Raw genomic sequence first — 16,210 nt, 5'->3', positions numbered from 1 at the left:
TAGCGCCTGGATTAGAATGTGAAAGGCGACTTTGGTCGATGACCAAAGTATTGACATTCCCAGGCCAGGTTTGCGCTTGCAGCAAATATTCCGGTCGTTTCGCAAAGTCCAATCATGACCAGCCTGCCTGCGGCGCCATCTCTCGATCAATGCGAGAATGAGCCGATTCATATTCCCGGATCCATCCAGCCATTCGGCATTTTGCTGAGTGTCGAATCGGCGACACTGACCATCACGAATGCCAGCGTCAATTGCATCGAAGCCTTTGGCCTCGATGCGAGGGAACTCGTCAATCGCTCGCTCGCCGAGCACCTGTCGGCCGATGCCTTGCAGAAGCTCGAGCAATACATCCATTCGCAAGACCTGGTCGAGCAGGCGCCGCTGATCGTGCCGCTCCTGCATGCGGGTTCGCTGCGTGAGCAGGAATGGGAAGTGACAGCCCACCTGCACCATGGCGTCCTGATCCTGGAGCTGGAACCCTTGTCGTCGGAAGACGTGGCCGAGCCATTGCAACGTCTCGTCCGGAATGCCGTGCATTTGATATTCGGCGCTTCCAGGCTGATCGATCTGTGCCGGCGCGCGGCCGAGCAGGTACGGCTGATCAGCGGTTATGACCGCGTCATGATTTATCGCTTCACGGAAGACTGGCATGGCGACGTCGTCGCCGAGGCCAGGGTGCCGCATGCGCATTCTTATCTCCATCATCATTTCCCGGCTTCGGATATTCCCGCCCAGGCGAGAAAGATATTCCTCGATAACTGGCTGCGCATGATCCCGGACGTGGCCTATACGCCGGTCGCCGTTTATCCCGGAAGGAATGCGACGACCGGCGCACCGCTGGACCTTGGCATGTCCGCCTTGCGCAGCGTGTCGCCGCTGCATATCGAGTATTTGCAGAACATGGGCGTGGGTGCGACCTTGACGCTGCCGCTGATCGACAACGGCAAGCTGTGGGGCCTGATCGCCTGCCATCACCTCGGCGCCAGGACGCTCGGTTCCGACCAGCGTTTGGCCACCAAGATGATTGCCCAGCTCGTGTCGTCCCAGTTGGCGTTGAAGGAATCGCTGGAGGACCAGCGCTACCGGAACGAACTGAAGCGCACGCGCGGCGCACTCCTGGGTTTCATGGAAGAGAGCGAAAGCGTCGTCGGCGGACTGGCCAAGTGCACGCCGAACCTGCTCGACCTGGTCGGGGCTGTTGGCGGTGGGGCGGCGGTTTTCCACAAGAACACATGGATCACCGTTGGTGCGACACCATCGGCGGCCCAGATCGACGAACTGGTCGAATGGCTTGCTACCGTCCACGGGTCGAAGGAAGTCTATGCGAGCAACCAGCTCAGCAGCATGTTCGCGCCGGCCAGCGACTATCAGGACATCGCCAGCGGCCTGCTGGCCATCGCGATTCTCAAGTCGGAACGCAATTATGTGCTGTGGTTCCGGCCCGAGGTGGCGAAGACCATCACCTGGGCCGGCCAACCGGACAAGCGCGTCGAGGTGGAAAACGGCGTCGTGCGCCTGCATCCGCGCTTTTCCTTCGATTCCTGGAAACAGGTCGTGAATGGCATCGCCGCGCCATGGAAAAAGGTGGAGGTCGAGTCGGCGGCCGAGCTGCGCACCGGCATCCTGGGGTTCAACCTGCGGCGCGCGTTTGCCAAGGCGCAGGAAGCCCGTGCGCTAGCCGAAAAAATCAGCGGTGAAAAAGAAACCCTGGTGCATATCGTCTCGCACGACATCCGCAATCCATTAAGCGTCCTGAAAATGTCGCTGCAGTTCATGGAGCGGGCGCAGGCCGCAGGTACCGCCACGTCGCCGGAAATGATCGCGCGTAGCATGCGTGCAGTCGACACGATCGAGCGCCTGGTGACATCGGTGCTCGATTCGGCCAAGTCGGACCACGTCACCTTGTCGCCGGACCTGCAACTGGCGAATGCCGGCACGCTCGTCCGCGATGCCGTCGATCTCGCCATGCCCCTGGCCGAGAAAGCCGGCATCGACATCGGCGTGGCATGCAATGGCAGTGACCTGACGATCGCCTGCAAGCGCGCGCAGGTGGAGCAGGTGCTGGGCAACCTGATCAGCAATGCCTTGAAGTTCACGCCGGCCGGTGGACGGATCACGGTGTCGGCAAGGCAGAGCGATGGCGAAGTCGTCATCTCGGTTGCCGATACGGGAATGGGCATTGCCCCGGCGCTGCTGCCGCGTATCTTCGACCGCTTCACGCAAGGCACGGTGGGCGCGGAAAAAGGCGCGGGCCTGGGCCTGTCGATCGTGAAGGGCATCATCGAACAGGAGGGCGGCCGGATCTGGGTCGAGAGCAGCGTCGGCGTGGGCACCACGTTCCACTTTACCCTGCCGCGCCGGCAAGGCTGAGCGGGGCGGAAGCGGCCTTAGCGCAGGCTGCCTTCCTCCACCATCGTCTCCTTGGCCACCTCGGCCACCTGCCTGTCGTCCTCGGTCAGGCGCACCGTCTTCCAGCTGCCGCGCGCAAACCACGCCACCGACACCAGCGCTACCGCCACGTTCGTCACCGGGAACGACCACCACAAGCCATCCGCGCCCAGCGTGGTGTGCTTCGCCAGCACGTAGGCCAGCGGGAACTGGATCATCCACTGCGACACCATCGCGATGATCATCGCACTGAGCATATTCCCCGACGCGCGGAACGCCGACACGATGCACAGCTGGATGCCGATCCCGCCCCAGGCCAGGCACATGATGCGGATGAAGTGGGCGCCGCCGGCGATCACCGCCGGGTCGTCGGGAATGAAGAAGCGCACCAGCCACGGCGCGCACAGCCAGGCGACGCCGCCCAGCAGCGTCAGGAGGACGAAGCTGGCAAAGGTGCCGAGCCAGGTGATGCGCTCGGCGCGCGCCGTATTCCCCGCGCCGATGTTCTGGCCGACCAGGGTCGCCACCGCCATCGCAATCCCCATCACCGGAATCGTGATCACCTGCAGGATGTTCGAGCCGACGCCATAGGTGGCGATCGACAGCGTGCCGAAGCTGGCCACCAGGAAGGACATCACCATCAGCCCCAGCGCGCGCGTCGACAGCTCCACCGACCCGGGCAAGCCGAGGAAGAAAGCGCGTTTCAGATACACCGGGTCCGGCTTGAACCCGCTCCAGGACAGCGCAATGCCATGCCGCCCGCGCAGGAACACCAGCATGCCCAGGCCCGCGGCGAGCGCCTGCGTGATCAGCGTCGCATACGCCGCACCCATCACGCCCTGGCCGGGAATCGGCCCCCAACCGAAGATAAAGAGCGGATCGAGCACGAAGTTCAGCACCACGGTGCCTGCCACGATCATCAGGGGAATGCGGGTCTGGCCGACGCCGCGCATCAGCGCCTGGAACATCGCGTACATGAAGACGAACAGGATGCCGACGAACGACACGCGCAGGAAGCCGAGCGCGCCGCTGTAGACCTCGGGCGCCACGCCCAGCAAACGCAGCAGGGTAGGGGCCAGCACGAAGCCGATCGCGCCGAACACGATCGAGGTGATCACCACCATCAGCATGGTCTGCGCCGCCACGTGATTCACCATGTCCTGGCGCCCGGCGCCGACGTATTGCGCGGCCATGGTGGCGCCGGCCATCGCCAGGCCGGAGCCGAGCGCGATCACCAGGAAGGTGACCGGGAAGCTGACGGAAATGGCTGCCACCGCCGATGCGCCCAGGCGCCCGACCCAGAAAGCGTCGGTCAGCTGGTAGCCGGTCTGCAGCAGGTTGGCGAGCATGATCGGGATCGCCAGCGTGACGAGCGCGCGTGGAATCGAGCCTTCGAGGAAGAGGGTCTTGCGGTCGGTTTTCATGCCTTCATGCTAAGCCATCCGGGCGAAGCATGATGTCCGGCAGACTCGGCTGGCTTTGGTGTGCTGTGGGCAGGTGAATGATGCACCAGCGGAAGTTGGATACTTAAAAATTACTTCAAAGGCTTAAAGGCATGGCTATTGTCGAAGCCAAACATGTCTTCGTCATACATTCGGCTCATCTTGCGCACCAGGTGCATTTGCAGGGCGGGCGGCAGTTTGAAGTAGGGGGCGCTGGCTGTGGTCGAGCGTTGCAGGTCGAGGTCGCCCGTGATTGCCCGGATGGCGGCCTTGGTGTCACGGTGAAAAGCGATGATCTTCAGCCGCCCTTCGAAAGCATCATCCATGATCTTTCCCTCATCACTGGCGTAGAAGCGGTACACCAGGATCGGATCAACCAGCCCGTCGCCATCGATATCGTTTAACTCGGTCAGCTTGGTCCACCACTGCACGCCGGCCATCTCTATCGGTGCGCTATCGCTGACCGTGCCCTTGGCCGTCAGGGTTGGCCCAGCATGTATCGTGAACAAGTGCGCGCCGATTTTACTCGACAAGGTTTTACCATCGTAGCGCCGGTCGCCGCTTTCGGTCAGGTACACCACGTGATCGCCGCTATCGTCGCGGTAGCAGAAGTGTGCGAACACCGGCAAGGTCACCTTGGCAATCTTGAGGGTATCCCGATGCAGCAGGAAGCCATCGTTGGTGCAGCGCGAACCTGGAACGGCATGCACATTCGATGAGACCAATGTGGCGAGGGTAAGCAGGAATATGGCAAGGTGGCGCATGGTGAAGGTGTGTAGAAGGCCGAGGAAAGTAATAGCTTATTGACGTTAGCCTTCAGGTTACTCCAGACAAAAGATCAATGTCGGGAGGTCTTGCCTGTCGCAAAACGATATCAGCTTATCGCCGAGAAGATGTCATGGGGAACGCGAGTGGCGAGATTCGACCCATTGCGGACCTTTGTAATGGCCTACCAGCTAATGTCAGTCGCTAACGGATAGCTCAATCGATGCTCCGTCTGGAAGATCAGCAATTTGTTGAGCAATATAACCGGAGGCTCTGATGAGCTCGTCGTGCGATATCGTCCCCAGGTTTTCTCCACCGTACTCACCGCCGAGCACACCGGGAATCTTGAGACAATACTTCCGCCCGGAAGCAAGCGCTCCGAGCCGTTGAAAAGCCTGGTCTAGTGGGCCACGCATGTACCAATCCCTCAGGAATTCCTGGTCTTTTGACAATCGATCTAGTTCTTCTCGACTGCTTGCCACGACTTCACAGTAAAGATCTTCTGGACATAGGCGCCAATATTGTTCGCGTACGTCTTTCAAAATCAGGTTGCCGAAGTCGTTGTGATCGATAAGCTCGACCGGCTCAATGCCTACCCATCCCCAAGCACGTCGAACTTCGTCAAGCAACTCCACCGTCGCTCCTTCACTCAAGCATTAATATGTCCACACTTGGCCGATAGGAGACGGATAGTATGGCTCAGTTTGCGGCCCTGCCGCCGTCAGAGCAATGTAGAAGCCCGGTCAGCCATCCTTATGCGCGCTCCGGCAAGTGAATCGAGCGCGCCAGCAAATGCCCCGCCAGCCAGCCGCCGATCAAACCGCCGATATGCGCCGCGTTGTCGGTGTGCGGATAGATGAAGCCCATCCACAGACTGAAGAGCAGAAAGGGGATCATCGAGCCGCGCAGGTCGGCCACCACGGTGGGCGGCACGCCGCTGTCCCTGCGTCCCAAAAAGGCGAGCAGGCCGCCGATGATGCCGAAGATCGCGCCGGATGCGCCGACGCTGTTCACATGCGGATTCCACAGCACGCTGGCCAGGCTGCCCGACAGGCCGGCCAGGACGTACAGGCCGGCGAAACGCGCGCTGCCGAAGATGCGCTCGGTGACTTGCCCCACCTGCCACAAGGCCAGCATGTTGAAGCCGATGTGCCAGATGCTCCCGTGCAGGAACATCGAGGTGAACAGGCGCCACCATTCGCCTTTCAGGGTCAGGGGGCCGCGGTTCGATCCCCATTCGACCAGCTGCTGCGAATGCAGCAGGGCCGAGGCATCGGGATGCAATGCGAACAGCTGGCGCAGCGGACCTTCGAGGAAGCTCTGGTAGCGCTGGCGGGCCAGCCACATCAGCACGAAGATGCCGATGTTTGCCGCCAGCAGCCCCCAGATCACCGGCGTGGACGGGCTCCAGTAATCGATGCGGTCATGGAAGATCTCCTGCTCGGCGTGCGCTTGCGCGTGGGCCGGCGTCTGGCGCGTGGGCAGCAGGGCGACGATGCGGTCGGCGGTGGCGGCGTCTTCCACGCTGAAGCCGATCGTCAGGTCTTCCTTCACGCCGAGCAGCGTGAAGGTGACGTCGCTGCCGCTGGCGTAGACGTCGACGATGTCGACCATGCGCAGGCGCTGTTCCTCGCGCAGCGGCATGCGGAACGAGCGATGCCGGCTGCCGCGCAGGATCACGAAGTCCTGGCCGATCTCGATCGTGCCCTTGCCCCGGTACTGGAAAGGATTGGTCGGCCAGTTCGCACCGGCCATGTAGAAACGCAGCTTGAAGACGTGCTCGCCCGCCATGCAAATCCCTTGAATCAGCCGCGCTTGCGCTCGTGGTTCCACAGCACGTCGCTGCCGCCGGCAAAGCGGTTCAGCACGCGCGCCAGCACGAACATCAAGTCCGACAGGCGGTTCACGTATTGACGTGGCTGCGGATTGAGCGTGTCCGTCTTGGACAAAGCCACGATGGCGCGCTCGGCGCGGCGGCACACGGTGCGGCACACGTGGGCGGTAGAGGCCGCGCGCGAGCCGGCCGGCAGGATGAACTCCTTCAGGATCGGCAGGTCGGCATTGTATTTTTCCAGCAGGCCGTCGAGGCGCGCCACGTGTTCGTCCTTGATCATCTGGTAGCCGGGGATGCACAGCTCGCCGCCCAGGTCGAACAGATCGTGCTGGATCGAGACCAGTTCTTCGCGCAGGTTGGGCGGCATGTCTTCGCACAGCAGCAGGCCGACGAAGGAATTGAGTTCGTCGACTTCGCCCAGCGCATGGATGCGTGCGCTGTCCTTGCCGGTACGGCTGCCGTCGCCGAGGCCGGTGCTGCCGTCGTCGCCGGTGCGTGTGGCGATTTTAGAAAGTCGATTGCCCATGATTATGTCCAGACCATAAAAAAAGATAGCCCGAGGATACGACAAAACGATGTGATTGTGCTTACAATCTCAGCATGTCCGCCCCTCTCCAAGCCCCTCTTGTCGCCCCACGGGAACGTCGCGAGCAGGTCGCCGCAGCCCTGCGCGCCAGGCTGCCGGAACGCGCCGTCCTGCACGATCCCGAAGACACGCGCCCCTACGAATGCGACGGCCTGGCCGCCTACCGCCAGCTGCCGATGATCGTCACGCTGCCATCCAGCGAAGCCGAGGTGCTGGCCATCCTCGCCGTCTGCCGTGAATTGAATGTGCCGATCGTGCCGCGCGGCGCCGGCACCGGTTTGTCGGGCGGGGCGCTGCCGATTCATGACGGCGTGGTCGTCTCCACCGCGCGCCTGAACCGCATCGTCAAGGTCGACGCCCATGCGCGCACCGCCATCGTCCAGCCGGGCGTGCGCAACCTCGCCATTTCGGAAGCGGCGGCGCAATACGGCTTGTACTACGCGCCCGACCCGTCCTCGCAGATCGCCTGCACCATCGGCGGCAACGTGGCGGAAAATTCGGGCGGCGTGCACTGCCTGAAGTACGGCCTCACCGTGCACAACGTGCTGCGCGTGCGCGTGGCCACCATCGATGGCGATGTCATCGAACTCGGCGGCGAAGCGTTGGACGCGCCGGGCCTGGATCTGCTGGCCGTCTTCATCGGCTCCGAAGGCATGCTCGGCATCGTTTTGGAAGTAACGGTGAAGCTGGTGCCCAAGCCCGCCGCGGCGCAAGTGATCATGGCCAGTTTTGACGACGTGGTCACCGGCGGCAATGCGGTCGCCAGCGTGATCGCGGCCGGCATCATCCCGGCCGGCCTGGAGATGATGGACCGCACCTCTTCGCGCATGGTCGAACCGTTCGTGCGCGCCGGCTACGACACCGACGCCGCCGCCATCCTGCTGTGCGAGGCCGACGGCACGCCGCTGGAGGTGGCCGAGGAAATCGAGCGCATGACGGCGGTGCTGCAGGCGGCCGGCGCCAGCGCCATCGCGGTGTCGCAAAGCGAAGCGGAGCGCATGCGCTTCTGGTCCGGCCGCAAGAACGCCTTTCCGGCGGCGGGGCGCATCTCGCCGGACTACTACTGCATGGACGGCACCATCCCGCGCAAGAACCTGGCCCAGGTGCTGACCGGGATCGAGGGCATGGAAACGACCTTCGGCCTGCGCTGCGCCAACGTGTTCCACGCCGGCGACGGCAATCTGCACCCGCTGATTTTGTTCGATGCGAACAAGCCGGGCGAATTCGAGCGCGCGGAAGCATTCGGCGCCGCGATCCTGGCGCTGTGCGTGGAAGTCGGCGGCACGATCACCGGCGAACACGGGGTCGGCATGGAGAAGATCAATTCGATGTGCGTGCAGTTCGGGCGGCTCGAACTCGATGCCTTCTTCGCGGTGAAACGCGCGTTTGACGCGCCGATGCTGCTCAATCCGGACAAGGCGATTCCCACGCCGCACCGCTGCGCCGAATTCGGCAAGATGCGCGTGAGCGGCGGCGTGCTGCCTTTCCCCGATTTGCCGCGCTTTTAAGAACACACAGATGATCGAGACATTCAGGGAACAGGTGCGCGCGGCCGCGGCAAGCGGCACCACACTGCGCATCCGCGGCGGCGGCACCAAGGACTGGTACGGCCAGTCATTCGAAGGCGAGATCCTCGACACGCGCGAACACACCGGCATCGTCGACTACGAGCCGACCGAACTGGTGATCACGGCGCGCTGCGGCACGCCGCTTGCCGAGATCGAGGCCGTGCTGGCCGAGCAGAACCAGATGCTCGCCTTCGAGCCGCCGCATTTTGGCTCAGTTACCACACCTTATGCGACCTTTGGCGGCGCGATCGCGGCGGGCCTGTCCGGCCCGCGCCGCGCCAACAGCGGCGCCCTGCGCGACTTCGTGCTCGGCGCCGAGCTGCTGGACGGGCAGGGCGAGCTGCTGCGCTTCGGCGGCCAGGTAATGAAGAACGTGGCCGGCTACGACGTCTCGCGCCTGCTGGCCGGGTCGCTCGGCACGCTGGGGCTGATCACGCAGGCGTCGGTGAAGGTGCTGCCGCGTCCCTTTGCCGAGACCACGCTGCGCTTCGACATGAACGAGATCGACGCGATTCGCAAGCTGAACGAATGGGGCGGCCAGCCGCTGCCGCTGTCCGCCAGTTGCTGGCATGCCGGCGTGCTGGCGCTGCGGCTGTCGGGCGCCCAGGCGGCGGTGGATGCGGCGGTACGCGCGCTGGGCGGGCAGGTGATGCCGGACTGCGCGGCGTTCTGGGCATCCTTGCGCGAACAGCGGCATGCCTTCTTCGCCGGGGACATGCCGCTGTGGCGCCTGTCGCTGCCGTCGACCACCGGCGCGGTCGTGCTGAAGGGCGAACAGCTGATCGAATGGGGCGGGGCGCAGCGCTGGCTGCGGGCAGGCAGCGACGCCTGTGAAGTTATCCGCGCCACCGCCAAGGCCGCCGGCGGCCACGCGACCCTGTTCCGCGGCGGCGACAAGCGCGTGGGTGTGTTCCAGCCGCTGGCGCCGGCCGTGGCGCGTATTCACGAGCGCCTGAAGGCCAGCTTCGACCCCGCGCACATCTTCAATCCGGGAAGGATGGTCTAGACCATGCAAACCAATCTCGCCGATTTCATCAAGGGCACGCCGGACGGCGACGAGGCCGAAGCCATCCTGCGCGCCTGCGTGCACTGCGGCTTCTGCACCGCCACTTGCCCCACTTACCAGCTGCTGGGCGACGAACTCGATGGCCCGCGCGGGCGCATCTATCTCATCAAGCAGGTGCTGGAAGGCGCTGAGCCGACGCGCAAGACCCAGCTGCACCTGGACCGCTGCCTCACCTGCCGCAACTGCGAATCGACCTGTCCGTCGGGCGTGAAGTACGGGCGCCTGGTCGACATCGGCCGCCGCGTGGTGGAAGAGCGCGTGCCGCGCACGCTGGGCAACCGCATCAAGCGCAACACCCTGAAGGAATTCCTGCCCCGGACAAGCCTGTTCAAGCTGGCGCACCGTACCGGCTCGCTGGCGCGGCCACTGCTGCCGAAACATCTGCAGGACAAGCTGCAGCCGGCGCCCACGGCAGGGCGCTGGCCCACGCGCAGCCATGCGCGCAAGATGCTGGTGCTCGACGGTTGCGTGCAGCCGGCCATGGCGCCGAACATCAACGCCGCCGCCGCGCGCGTGCTCGACGCCGTCGGCGTGCAGCTGCTGGCGGCGCCGAGGGCCGGCTGCTGCGGCGCGGTGCGCTACCACATGAACGACCAGGCCGGCGGGCTGGACGACATGCGCCGGAATATCGACGCCTGGTGGCCCTACGTCGAGCAGGTGGAGGCGATCGTGATGACGGCCTCGGGCTGCGGCGTGACGGTCAAGGAATACGGCCACCTGCTGGCCCACGACCCGGCCTATGCGGCAAAGGCGGCGCGCATTTCGCTGCTGACGCGCGACCTGTCCGAGATCCTGCCCCAGTTCGAGGCCCAGCTGGCGCTGCAGGTGGAACAGAAGGGCGGCCGGCGCGTGGCCTTTCATCCGCCCTGTACGCTGCAGCACGGCCAGCAGATCCGCGGCAAGGTCGAAGGCGTGCTGCGCGCCGCCGGCATCGATGTGGTGCTGTGCGCCGACAGCCACCTGTGCTGCGGCTCGGCCGGTACCTATTCGGTGCTCCATCCCGAGATCGCGCACGAACTCCGGAGCCGCAAGCTGGCCAACCTGGAGGCGACCGGGGCGCCTGAAATCGTGTCGGCGAATGTCGGCTGCGTGAGCCACCTGCAGGCCGGCACCGGCACGCCCGTGTCGCACTGGATCGAGCTGCTTGACCGGGTATTGGCCGGGCGCCCGGCGGCTGCCTGACGGCCGCCATGCTTTCCCCTGCGGCCAACGGGCCTGCTAGCAGGCAGGCATAGCCTGCGCCATCGCATTGCACGGCAAGCTGCCCCTGGCAGGGCAGCGGCACGCCGCTGTCTCTCGTGTGTCATCTTCCGGAAACATTCGATACCGAAGCCTGGGGCGCATATGTACACATCCACAACCGCCAAGTCGACATTTCGCAATAAAACTGCATAAAAACCAGAGGGAAACGAATTTGTGACGGTCTGTGCCAAACACCGATTGGAAACAGTAACAGAATGTATCAAATACGCGACAAAACTTGGGCTTATTTGACTGTCAGCTTGAAAACTCATCGGTAATCCTTTGCAACGCAGCAATGTTATGCAAAAGTGTTTATGCGCACCCCTAGCCAAGACCGTAGTACACGGCTTGCTGGGTGAGTCGAATATTAAAATAAGTTCAACACCTGGAGTCGTTGTGAAGCATAAAAGTACTTTGAACAAAAGCGCCATTGCCGTCGCCCTGACCATGGCTTTCCCTGCCTTTGCTGTCGCGCAACAAGCCGCAACGTCGGCTGAACCTGCTGCCCAGATGCAGCGCGTGGTCGTGACCGGTTCGAGCATCAAGCGTACCGAAGCGGAAACCGCCGGCTCGGTCCAGATCCTGAACCGTGACGACATCGAGAAGACCGGCCAGATGACGGCCCTGGGCATCCTGACCAGCACCGCTTCCATCGACACCAACCTGAACTCGGCTACCTCCAGCTCGGGCAGCTTCGCCACCGGCGCGTCGGCAGTCAGCATGCGCGGCCTGGGCAAGGTCAGCACCCTGGTGCTGGTCAACGGCCGCCGCATCGCGCAGTACGGCCTGGCCGACGGCGCACAGGAAAACTTCACCAACCTGGACGCGATCGCCAGCGACGCCATCGAGCGTATCGAGATCCTGAAGGAAGGCGCATCGGCACGCTACGGCTCCGACGCGATTGCCGGCGTGGTCAACATCATCCTGCGCAAGGACTTCCAGGGCGCCAAGATCCGTGGCGGCTACCAGGAAGGCCAGCACTTCAAGGACAACCGCAGCCGCAACCTGTCGGCGATCGTCGGCTTCGGCGACATCGACGAGAACGGCTTCAACACCTACATCACCGCCGAAGCCTACAAGCGCGACGGTTACTCGCAGGACGACCTGAAGGAATACTACCCGGCCTGGCACCGCCTGACCCCGGGCCGCTCGACCTACGACGCGCCAAGCTCGTACTCGCCGACCGGTAACTACTACCGCAGCGCCACCAACATCGTGCGCGCGCCTGGTTGCCCGGCCGAGTCGATCGACCCGGCGGACGGCCTGTGCAAATTCGATATCAATCCGTACACCGGCCTGACCACCGACAACAAGCGTCACGCCATCGCCAGCAACACGCACTTCCGCATTGGCAAGGACATCGACGCCAACCTGGAAATCACCACTGCCGGCGCGACCAGCGACTACATCGTGGCGCCGTTCGCCCTGCAGCCGACGACCTCGTCGAGCATCTGGTACAACGTGCGTGAAAACCGCATGGTGGGACCGTTCTTCTATCCGAAGCTGCCGGTCGGCCATCCGAACAACCCGTACAACGTCGATACCGAGTTCCGCACCCGCCTGATGGACACCGGCAACGGCTTCAACTTCAACCGCACCGAATCGGACCAGCACCGCATCATGCTGACCCTGAGCGGCTCGGTGGGCGAGTGGGACTGGAATGCGGCCGGCGGCTGGATGAAGTCCTCGGCCACCAAGGCAACCCGCAGCGCCAGCGCCGCCGGCTACACCAACGCCATCCGCAACGGCACCTACAAGTTCGGCCAGCAGAACGACTACGCGCTGCTCGACTCGATGTTCCCGATCCGTACCACCGAAGGCGAATCCGACACCAAGTTCTTCGATGCCAGCATCACCGGCACCGTGGCGCAACTGCCGGCCGGTCCTGTGCAAGTGGCATTCGGTACCGACATCCGCAAGAACGGCTATTGGATGAAGAGCTCGGAGAACGTCCTGCGCGGCGAACTGATCGGCGTGTTCGGCCTGCAGGTCGACGACTCGATCAGCCAGTACGCCCTGTTCACCGAAGCCAACGTGCCGCTGACCAAGACCGTCTCGCTGGACGCAGCAGTGCGCGCCGACAAGAGCCAGAACTCGGATGCCCACCTGTCGCCGAAACTCGGCCTGCGCTGGAACGCCACCGACAGCCTGCTGCTGCGCGCCACCGCAACCGGCGGCTTCCGTGCACCGAACGTCGTCGAGACCGGTAACGGCCTGGGCCGCAGCTCGGTTGCCACCGGCGTCAACGATCCGCGCCGCTGCCCGATCGCGACCCAGCTGAACAACATGATCCAGAACGCGGCCGGCGTCACCACCACCGACAAGGCGCAGGGCAACAGCTTCCGCAACTCGGAATGCTCGGCCAACCTGCCTAGCTTCGTGTCGTCGAACCCGGACCTGAAGCCGGAAACCTCGCGCTCGCTGACCGCGGGCCTGGTGTGGGAACCGATCAAGAACTGGACCACCGCGATCGATTACTACTTCATCGAGCGCCGTAACGAAATCGGTACCCGTTCGACCATCGACATCCTGCGCGGCGAAGCCGACCTGCCGGAAGGCCAGCTGATCCGTGTCGACAACAGCATCGCCGACAACGAGTTCCTGGCCCTGGTACGCAAGTACAACCCAAGCAACACCGTCAACTACGGCGGCGTTGGCCAGCTGGGCATGGTCTACAACCCGTACGTCAACAGCGGCCGCACCCGCGTGTCCGGCCTCGACTTCGACGCAACCGGCCGCTTCAAGTTCTCGGGCATGGACTGGCGCGTGAAGCTGGACGGCACCTACGTGCTGAAATACCAGGACTTCAGCGTCACCGATAATTCGTATGGTCCCGACTATGTCGGCACCTACGACTTCGGCAGCCGCATGACCGTCAAGGCCCGCCTGTACGTGAAGCAGGGCGACTTCGACCACGGCGTGACCTGGAACTACGCCAGCGGCTACAGCAACAACAGCGTCTCGTCGCCGACCTACTGCGCCACCCAGCGCGTGGCCGCCGAGTACCTGGCTGACTGCGCACGCGTCGACCACAACACGACCGTCGACTACACCCTGGCTTACTCGGGCATCCCGCACGTCAAGCTGAACCTGTATGTCTACAACGTGTTCAACGAAGCGCGTCCGATCGCATGGCGCGAAGGCTGGGCCACCACCTCGCCGCAACTGCGTACCCTCGGCGTGGCAGCAAGCTACACCTTCTAATCGGCTGAAACAGCCGGTTTGACGAAAGACCAGGCTCCGGCCTGGTCTTTTTTTTCGTGTTAGCATCCGTCCCCATCCATGATTCACCAGGGACAGCCATGAGTTTCGTATTTCGCCTCGTGCGCGAAGAAGGCGGCGCCGCGCCCGCCGTCGTGTTCGAGGATTCCACCAGCCCCGGCTTCGTGCCCCTGTGGGAAGAGGTCGGTGTCTACGACGCGCTCTACAACAGCGACGGCAAGCCGGCGCGCGAGGTCTCGCGCAGCATCGCCTACGGCCTGGACCGTATCAGTGAGGAAGCCGGGCTGAATCGCCTGCTGCCCTCCAGCCTGTCGATGGGTGAGGCGATCCGCTTCCTCGAGAACGTCAACCGCGGCTGCGTGATCCACGGCACGGCCAGCATCGAAACCCGCTGAGCGGCGCGTAGAGCGCCGCTTCAAACGCCGTTCCGGCAGGCGCGGCGAGCGTGTATGCTGCCGGGTTCCAGCAACCCAGCCGAACCACGCCGCGCTCCATGTCACGACCAACCATCACCATCACCGGCGAAACGCCGGACCGCGCCCGTGTCGAGCAACTCCTGCTCGACGACGCCATCCTCGTCTTCGACAACTGCGATTTTTCCGGCGCCGACCTGTCGCGCCTGAACCTGCAGGACGCGGTGTTCCGCCACTGCCAGCTGGCCGAGACTTCGCTGTATGCCGCCCGGCTGGCGCGCACGCAATGGCAGCGCTGCCGCGCCGGGCAGGCCGATTTCGAGTCCGCCGACCTGGTCGACGCCCGCTTCGCTTCCTGCGACCTGAACAACAGCAGCTGGCGCCGCGCGAAACTGGCGTCGGCCAGCTTTCGCAGCTGCAAGCTCACCGGCGCCAACTTCGAGGAAGTGAGCTACCTCGGCCTGTCCTTCGAGGACACGCTGCTGGTCGGCGCCGACCTGCGCCACATGTCCTTCCGCAAGATGAAGCTGGTCGGCCTGGACTTTGCCGATGCCGACCTGTCGGGCTGCGACTTCCGCGACGCCGTGTTCGAAGGCGGCGGCCTGCGCGACGCCCACATCCGGGACACGCGCTTCGATGGCGCCGACCTGCGCGAAGCCGACCTGGGCGGATTGAAGCTGACGAATGCGAAACTGTTCCTGGGCGCGACGATCTCGCCGCGCCAGGCGGCCGAGCTGGTGCGGGCGATGGGGCTGAACGTGGCATAAGCCCGTTTGTGGTGTTGGCAGTCAACAGGCGTTGCGCGACATGTAAGCAAATGCCAGCGTTGTAAGCGAATGTTAATCCTGTCAACAGTCCCGTGCGCCACGCCGTTCTTGGTGGAGTGACAATCAAGTCAACCGACAAACTACCAAGAGGAGCTGCATCATGAAAAAAACCATCGCTACCCTGATCGCCGGTCTGTTCGCAAGCGCCGCCTTTGCCCAATCGCCAGCGACGCCCGTTGCGAAAGTCAACGTAGAGAAAATGGATGCAAAAACCGCCGTGTTGGTGGACAACAAGGATCTGAAGTCGACCGTCAAGGCCGACGCCAAGAACGACACGGTCGTCGCCCAGGCGGATACGACCAGCAAGAAATCAGAGAAGCAGGCCAAGTCCGACAAACAGGCCAAGTCCGACAAGCAGGCCAAGCACCAGTCGCACAAGGACAGCGCCAAGTCCGACAGCGGCAAGGCAACGGCCTCGGGCACGACCCAGACCGACAACACCGCCACCGCCGGCTCGTCGACGAATACCGCCACCGGTTCGAGCTCGACCTCGGCAACCACCCAGAGCGGCAGCGACATGGCGCCGACCCCAAGCTCGGCCCCGATGACCTCGCCGGCACCGATGACGCCGCCGACCACCGCGCCGACCGAAACCGGCCTGGCCCCGGCACCGGCCTCGACCGTGCCGCCGACCAACCCGATGACCCCGGTCGACACCCAGGCCGCACCAACCCCGGCAACGCCGACCACCCAGCAGTAATCCTGTCGGTCAAGACGGAGACCGCCTCGGCGGGCTTTTTGCCGTGCGCGTCCGTGTTTGAATCACCGCTCGGATTCACTATTCCTTGCGCTACATCAGGCATCGCACGCAGGTTGACGGCAAACGCGCAATATCGGTCTACCCTGAGGGTCCGGCG

General features: G+C 63.8%; 13 protein-coding genes. 8 read left to right on the top strand and 5 right to left on the bottom strand.

What is annotated here, in order from left to right; genetic code table 11:
• The first annotated feature begins 114 nt into the window (after window positions 1–114).
• Window positions 115–2,370 (top strand): ATP-binding protein, encoded by a 2,256-nt coding sequence (locus tag ACWYRN_RS04165; RefSeq protein ID WP_488691272.1) that lies wholly within the window; start codon window positions 115–117, stop codon window positions 2,368–2,370.
• A gap of 17 nt (window positions 2,371–2,387) precedes the next feature.
• Here ACWYRN_RS04165 and ACWYRN_RS04160 read toward each other — a convergent pair whose 3' ends face one another.
• The 5 genes from ACWYRN_RS04160 to ACWYRN_RS04140 form a co-directional block, all read right to left on the bottom strand.
• Window positions 2,388–3,812, bottom strand: a complete 1,425-nt coding sequence (locus ACWYRN_RS04160) for an MATE family efflux transporter (protein ID WP_488691270.1) — start codon at window positions 3,810–3,812, stop codon at window positions 2,388–2,390.
• Window positions 3,813–3,922: 110 nt separating this feature from the next.
• A complete protein-coding gene (locus tag ACWYRN_RS04155; RefSeq protein ID WP_488691269.1) occupies window positions 3,923–4,594 on the bottom strand; it encodes a hypothetical protein in 672 nt (223 codons plus the stop codon).
• Between the two features lie 198 nt (window positions 4,595–4,792).
• Complete coding sequence (locus ACWYRN_RS04150; protein ID WP_488691267.1) at window positions 4,793–5,230, bottom strand: T6SS immunity protein Tdi1 domain-containing protein; 438 nt, start codon at window positions 5,228–5,230, stop codon at window positions 4,793–4,795.
• Between the two features lie 118 nt (window positions 5,231–5,348).
• The gene (locus tag ACWYRN_RS04145) at window positions 5,349–6,386 is read right to left on the bottom strand and encodes a rhomboid family intramembrane serine protease (protein ID WP_488691265.1); all 1,038 of its coding nucleotides are present in this window, start codon (window positions 6,384–6,386) and stop codon (window positions 5,349–5,351) included.
• A gap of 14 nt (window positions 6,387–6,400) precedes the next feature.
• Window positions 6,401–6,955 (bottom strand): cob(I)yrinic acid a,c-diamide adenosyltransferase, encoded by a 555-nt coding sequence (locus tag ACWYRN_RS04140; RefSeq protein ID WP_488691263.1) that lies wholly within the window; start codon window positions 6,953–6,955, stop codon window positions 6,401–6,403.
• Between the two features lie 74 nt (window positions 6,956–7,029).
• Between ACWYRN_RS04140 and ACWYRN_RS04135 the strand changes: the two genes are divergently transcribed.
• From ACWYRN_RS04135 to ACWYRN_RS04105, 7 genes are all read left to right on the top strand, one after another.
• Entirely contained in the window at window positions 7,030–8,523 is a 1,494-nt protein-coding gene (locus ACWYRN_RS04135) for an FAD-linked oxidase C-terminal domain-containing protein (protein ID WP_488691262.1), read from the top strand.
• 10 nt (window positions 8,524–8,533) lie between these two features.
• The gene (gene glcE, locus ACWYRN_RS04130; protein ID WP_488691260.1) at window positions 8,534–9,589 is read left to right on the top strand and encodes a glycolate oxidase subunit GlcE; all 1,056 of its coding nucleotides are present in this window, start codon (window positions 8,534–8,536) and stop codon (window positions 9,587–9,589) included.
• Between the two features lie 3 nt (window positions 9,590–9,592).
• Window positions 9,593–10,831: a glycolate oxidase subunit GlcF gene (gene glcF / locus ACWYRN_RS04125; RefSeq protein ID WP_488691259.1), complete on the top strand. Its 1,239-nt coding sequence runs from the start codon at window positions 9,593–9,595 to the stop codon at window positions 10,829–10,831.
• Between the two features lie 474 nt (window positions 10,832–11,305).
• On the top strand, window positions 11,306–14,095 hold the full coding sequence (locus ACWYRN_RS04120) for a TonB-dependent receptor plug domain-containing protein (protein ID WP_488691257.1): 2,790 nt from the start codon (window positions 11,306–11,308) through the stop codon (window positions 14,093–14,095).
• Between the two features lie 98 nt (window positions 14,096–14,193).
• Window positions 14,194–14,508, top strand: a complete 315-nt coding sequence (locus ACWYRN_RS04115) for a hypothetical protein (RefSeq protein WP_229438077.1) — start codon at window positions 14,194–14,196, stop codon at window positions 14,506–14,508.
• 98 nt (window positions 14,509–14,606) lie between these two features.
• On the top strand, window positions 14,607–15,293 hold the full coding sequence (locus tag ACWYRN_RS04110; protein WP_488691256.1) for a pentapeptide repeat-containing protein: 687 nt from the start codon (window positions 14,607–14,609) through the stop codon (window positions 15,291–15,293).
• A gap of 160 nt (window positions 15,294–15,453) precedes the next feature.
• Window positions 15,454–16,053, top strand: a complete 600-nt coding sequence (locus tag ACWYRN_RS04105) for a hypothetical protein (RefSeq protein ID WP_488691255.1) — start codon at window positions 15,454–15,456, stop codon at window positions 16,051–16,053.
• The last annotated feature ends 157 nt before the right edge of the window (window positions 16,054–16,210 follow it).

The sequence above is a fragment of the Massilia sp. BAP21 genome, from assembly GCF_057801335.1.
This window is presented reverse-complemented; position numbering and strand designations above follow the sequence as displayed.

What these genes read in the sequence shown, in the direction of transcription:
- ACWYRN_RS04165 (WP_488691272.1), top strand. Translation starts at nt 115, where the DNA reads ATGACCAGCCTGCCTGCGGCGCCATCTCTCGATCAATGCGAGAATGAG.
- ACWYRN_RS04160 (WP_488691270.1), bottom strand. Translation starts at nt 3,812, where the DNA reads ATGAAAACCGACCGCAAGACCCTCTTCCTCGAAGGCTCGATTCCACGC.
- ACWYRN_RS04155 (WP_488691269.1), bottom strand. Translation starts at nt 4,594, where the DNA reads ATGCGCCACCTTGCCATATTCCTGCTTACCCTCGCCACATTGGTCTCA.
- ACWYRN_RS04145 (WP_488691265.1), bottom strand. Translation starts at nt 6,386, where the DNA reads ATGGCGGGCGAGCACGTCTTCAAGCTGCGTTTCTACATGGCCGGTGCG.
- ACWYRN_RS04140 (WP_488691263.1), bottom strand. Translation starts at nt 6,955, where the DNA reads ATGGGCAATCGACTTTCTAAAATCGCCACACGCACCGGCGACGACGGC.
- ACWYRN_RS04135 (WP_488691262.1), top strand. Translation starts at nt 7,030, where the DNA reads ATGTCCGCCCCTCTCCAAGCCCCTCTTGTCGCCCCACGGGAACGTCGC.
- glcE (WP_488691260.1), top strand. Translation starts at nt 8,534, where the DNA reads ATGATCGAGACATTCAGGGAACAGGTGCGCGCGGCCGCGGCAAGCGGC.
- glcF (WP_488691259.1), top strand. Translation starts at nt 9,593, where the DNA reads ATGCAAACCAATCTCGCCGATTTCATCAAGGGCACGCCGGACGGCGAC.
- ACWYRN_RS04115 (WP_229438077.1), top strand. Translation starts at nt 14,194, where the DNA reads ATGAGTTTCGTATTTCGCCTCGTGCGCGAAGAAGGCGGCGCCGCGCCC.
- ACWYRN_RS04110 (WP_488691256.1), top strand. Translation starts at nt 14,607, where the DNA reads ATGTCACGACCAACCATCACCATCACCGGCGAAACGCCGGACCGCGCC.
- ACWYRN_RS04105 (WP_488691255.1), top strand. Translation starts at nt 15,454, where the DNA reads ATGAAAAAAACCATCGCTACCCTGATCGCCGGTCTGTTCGCAAGCGCC.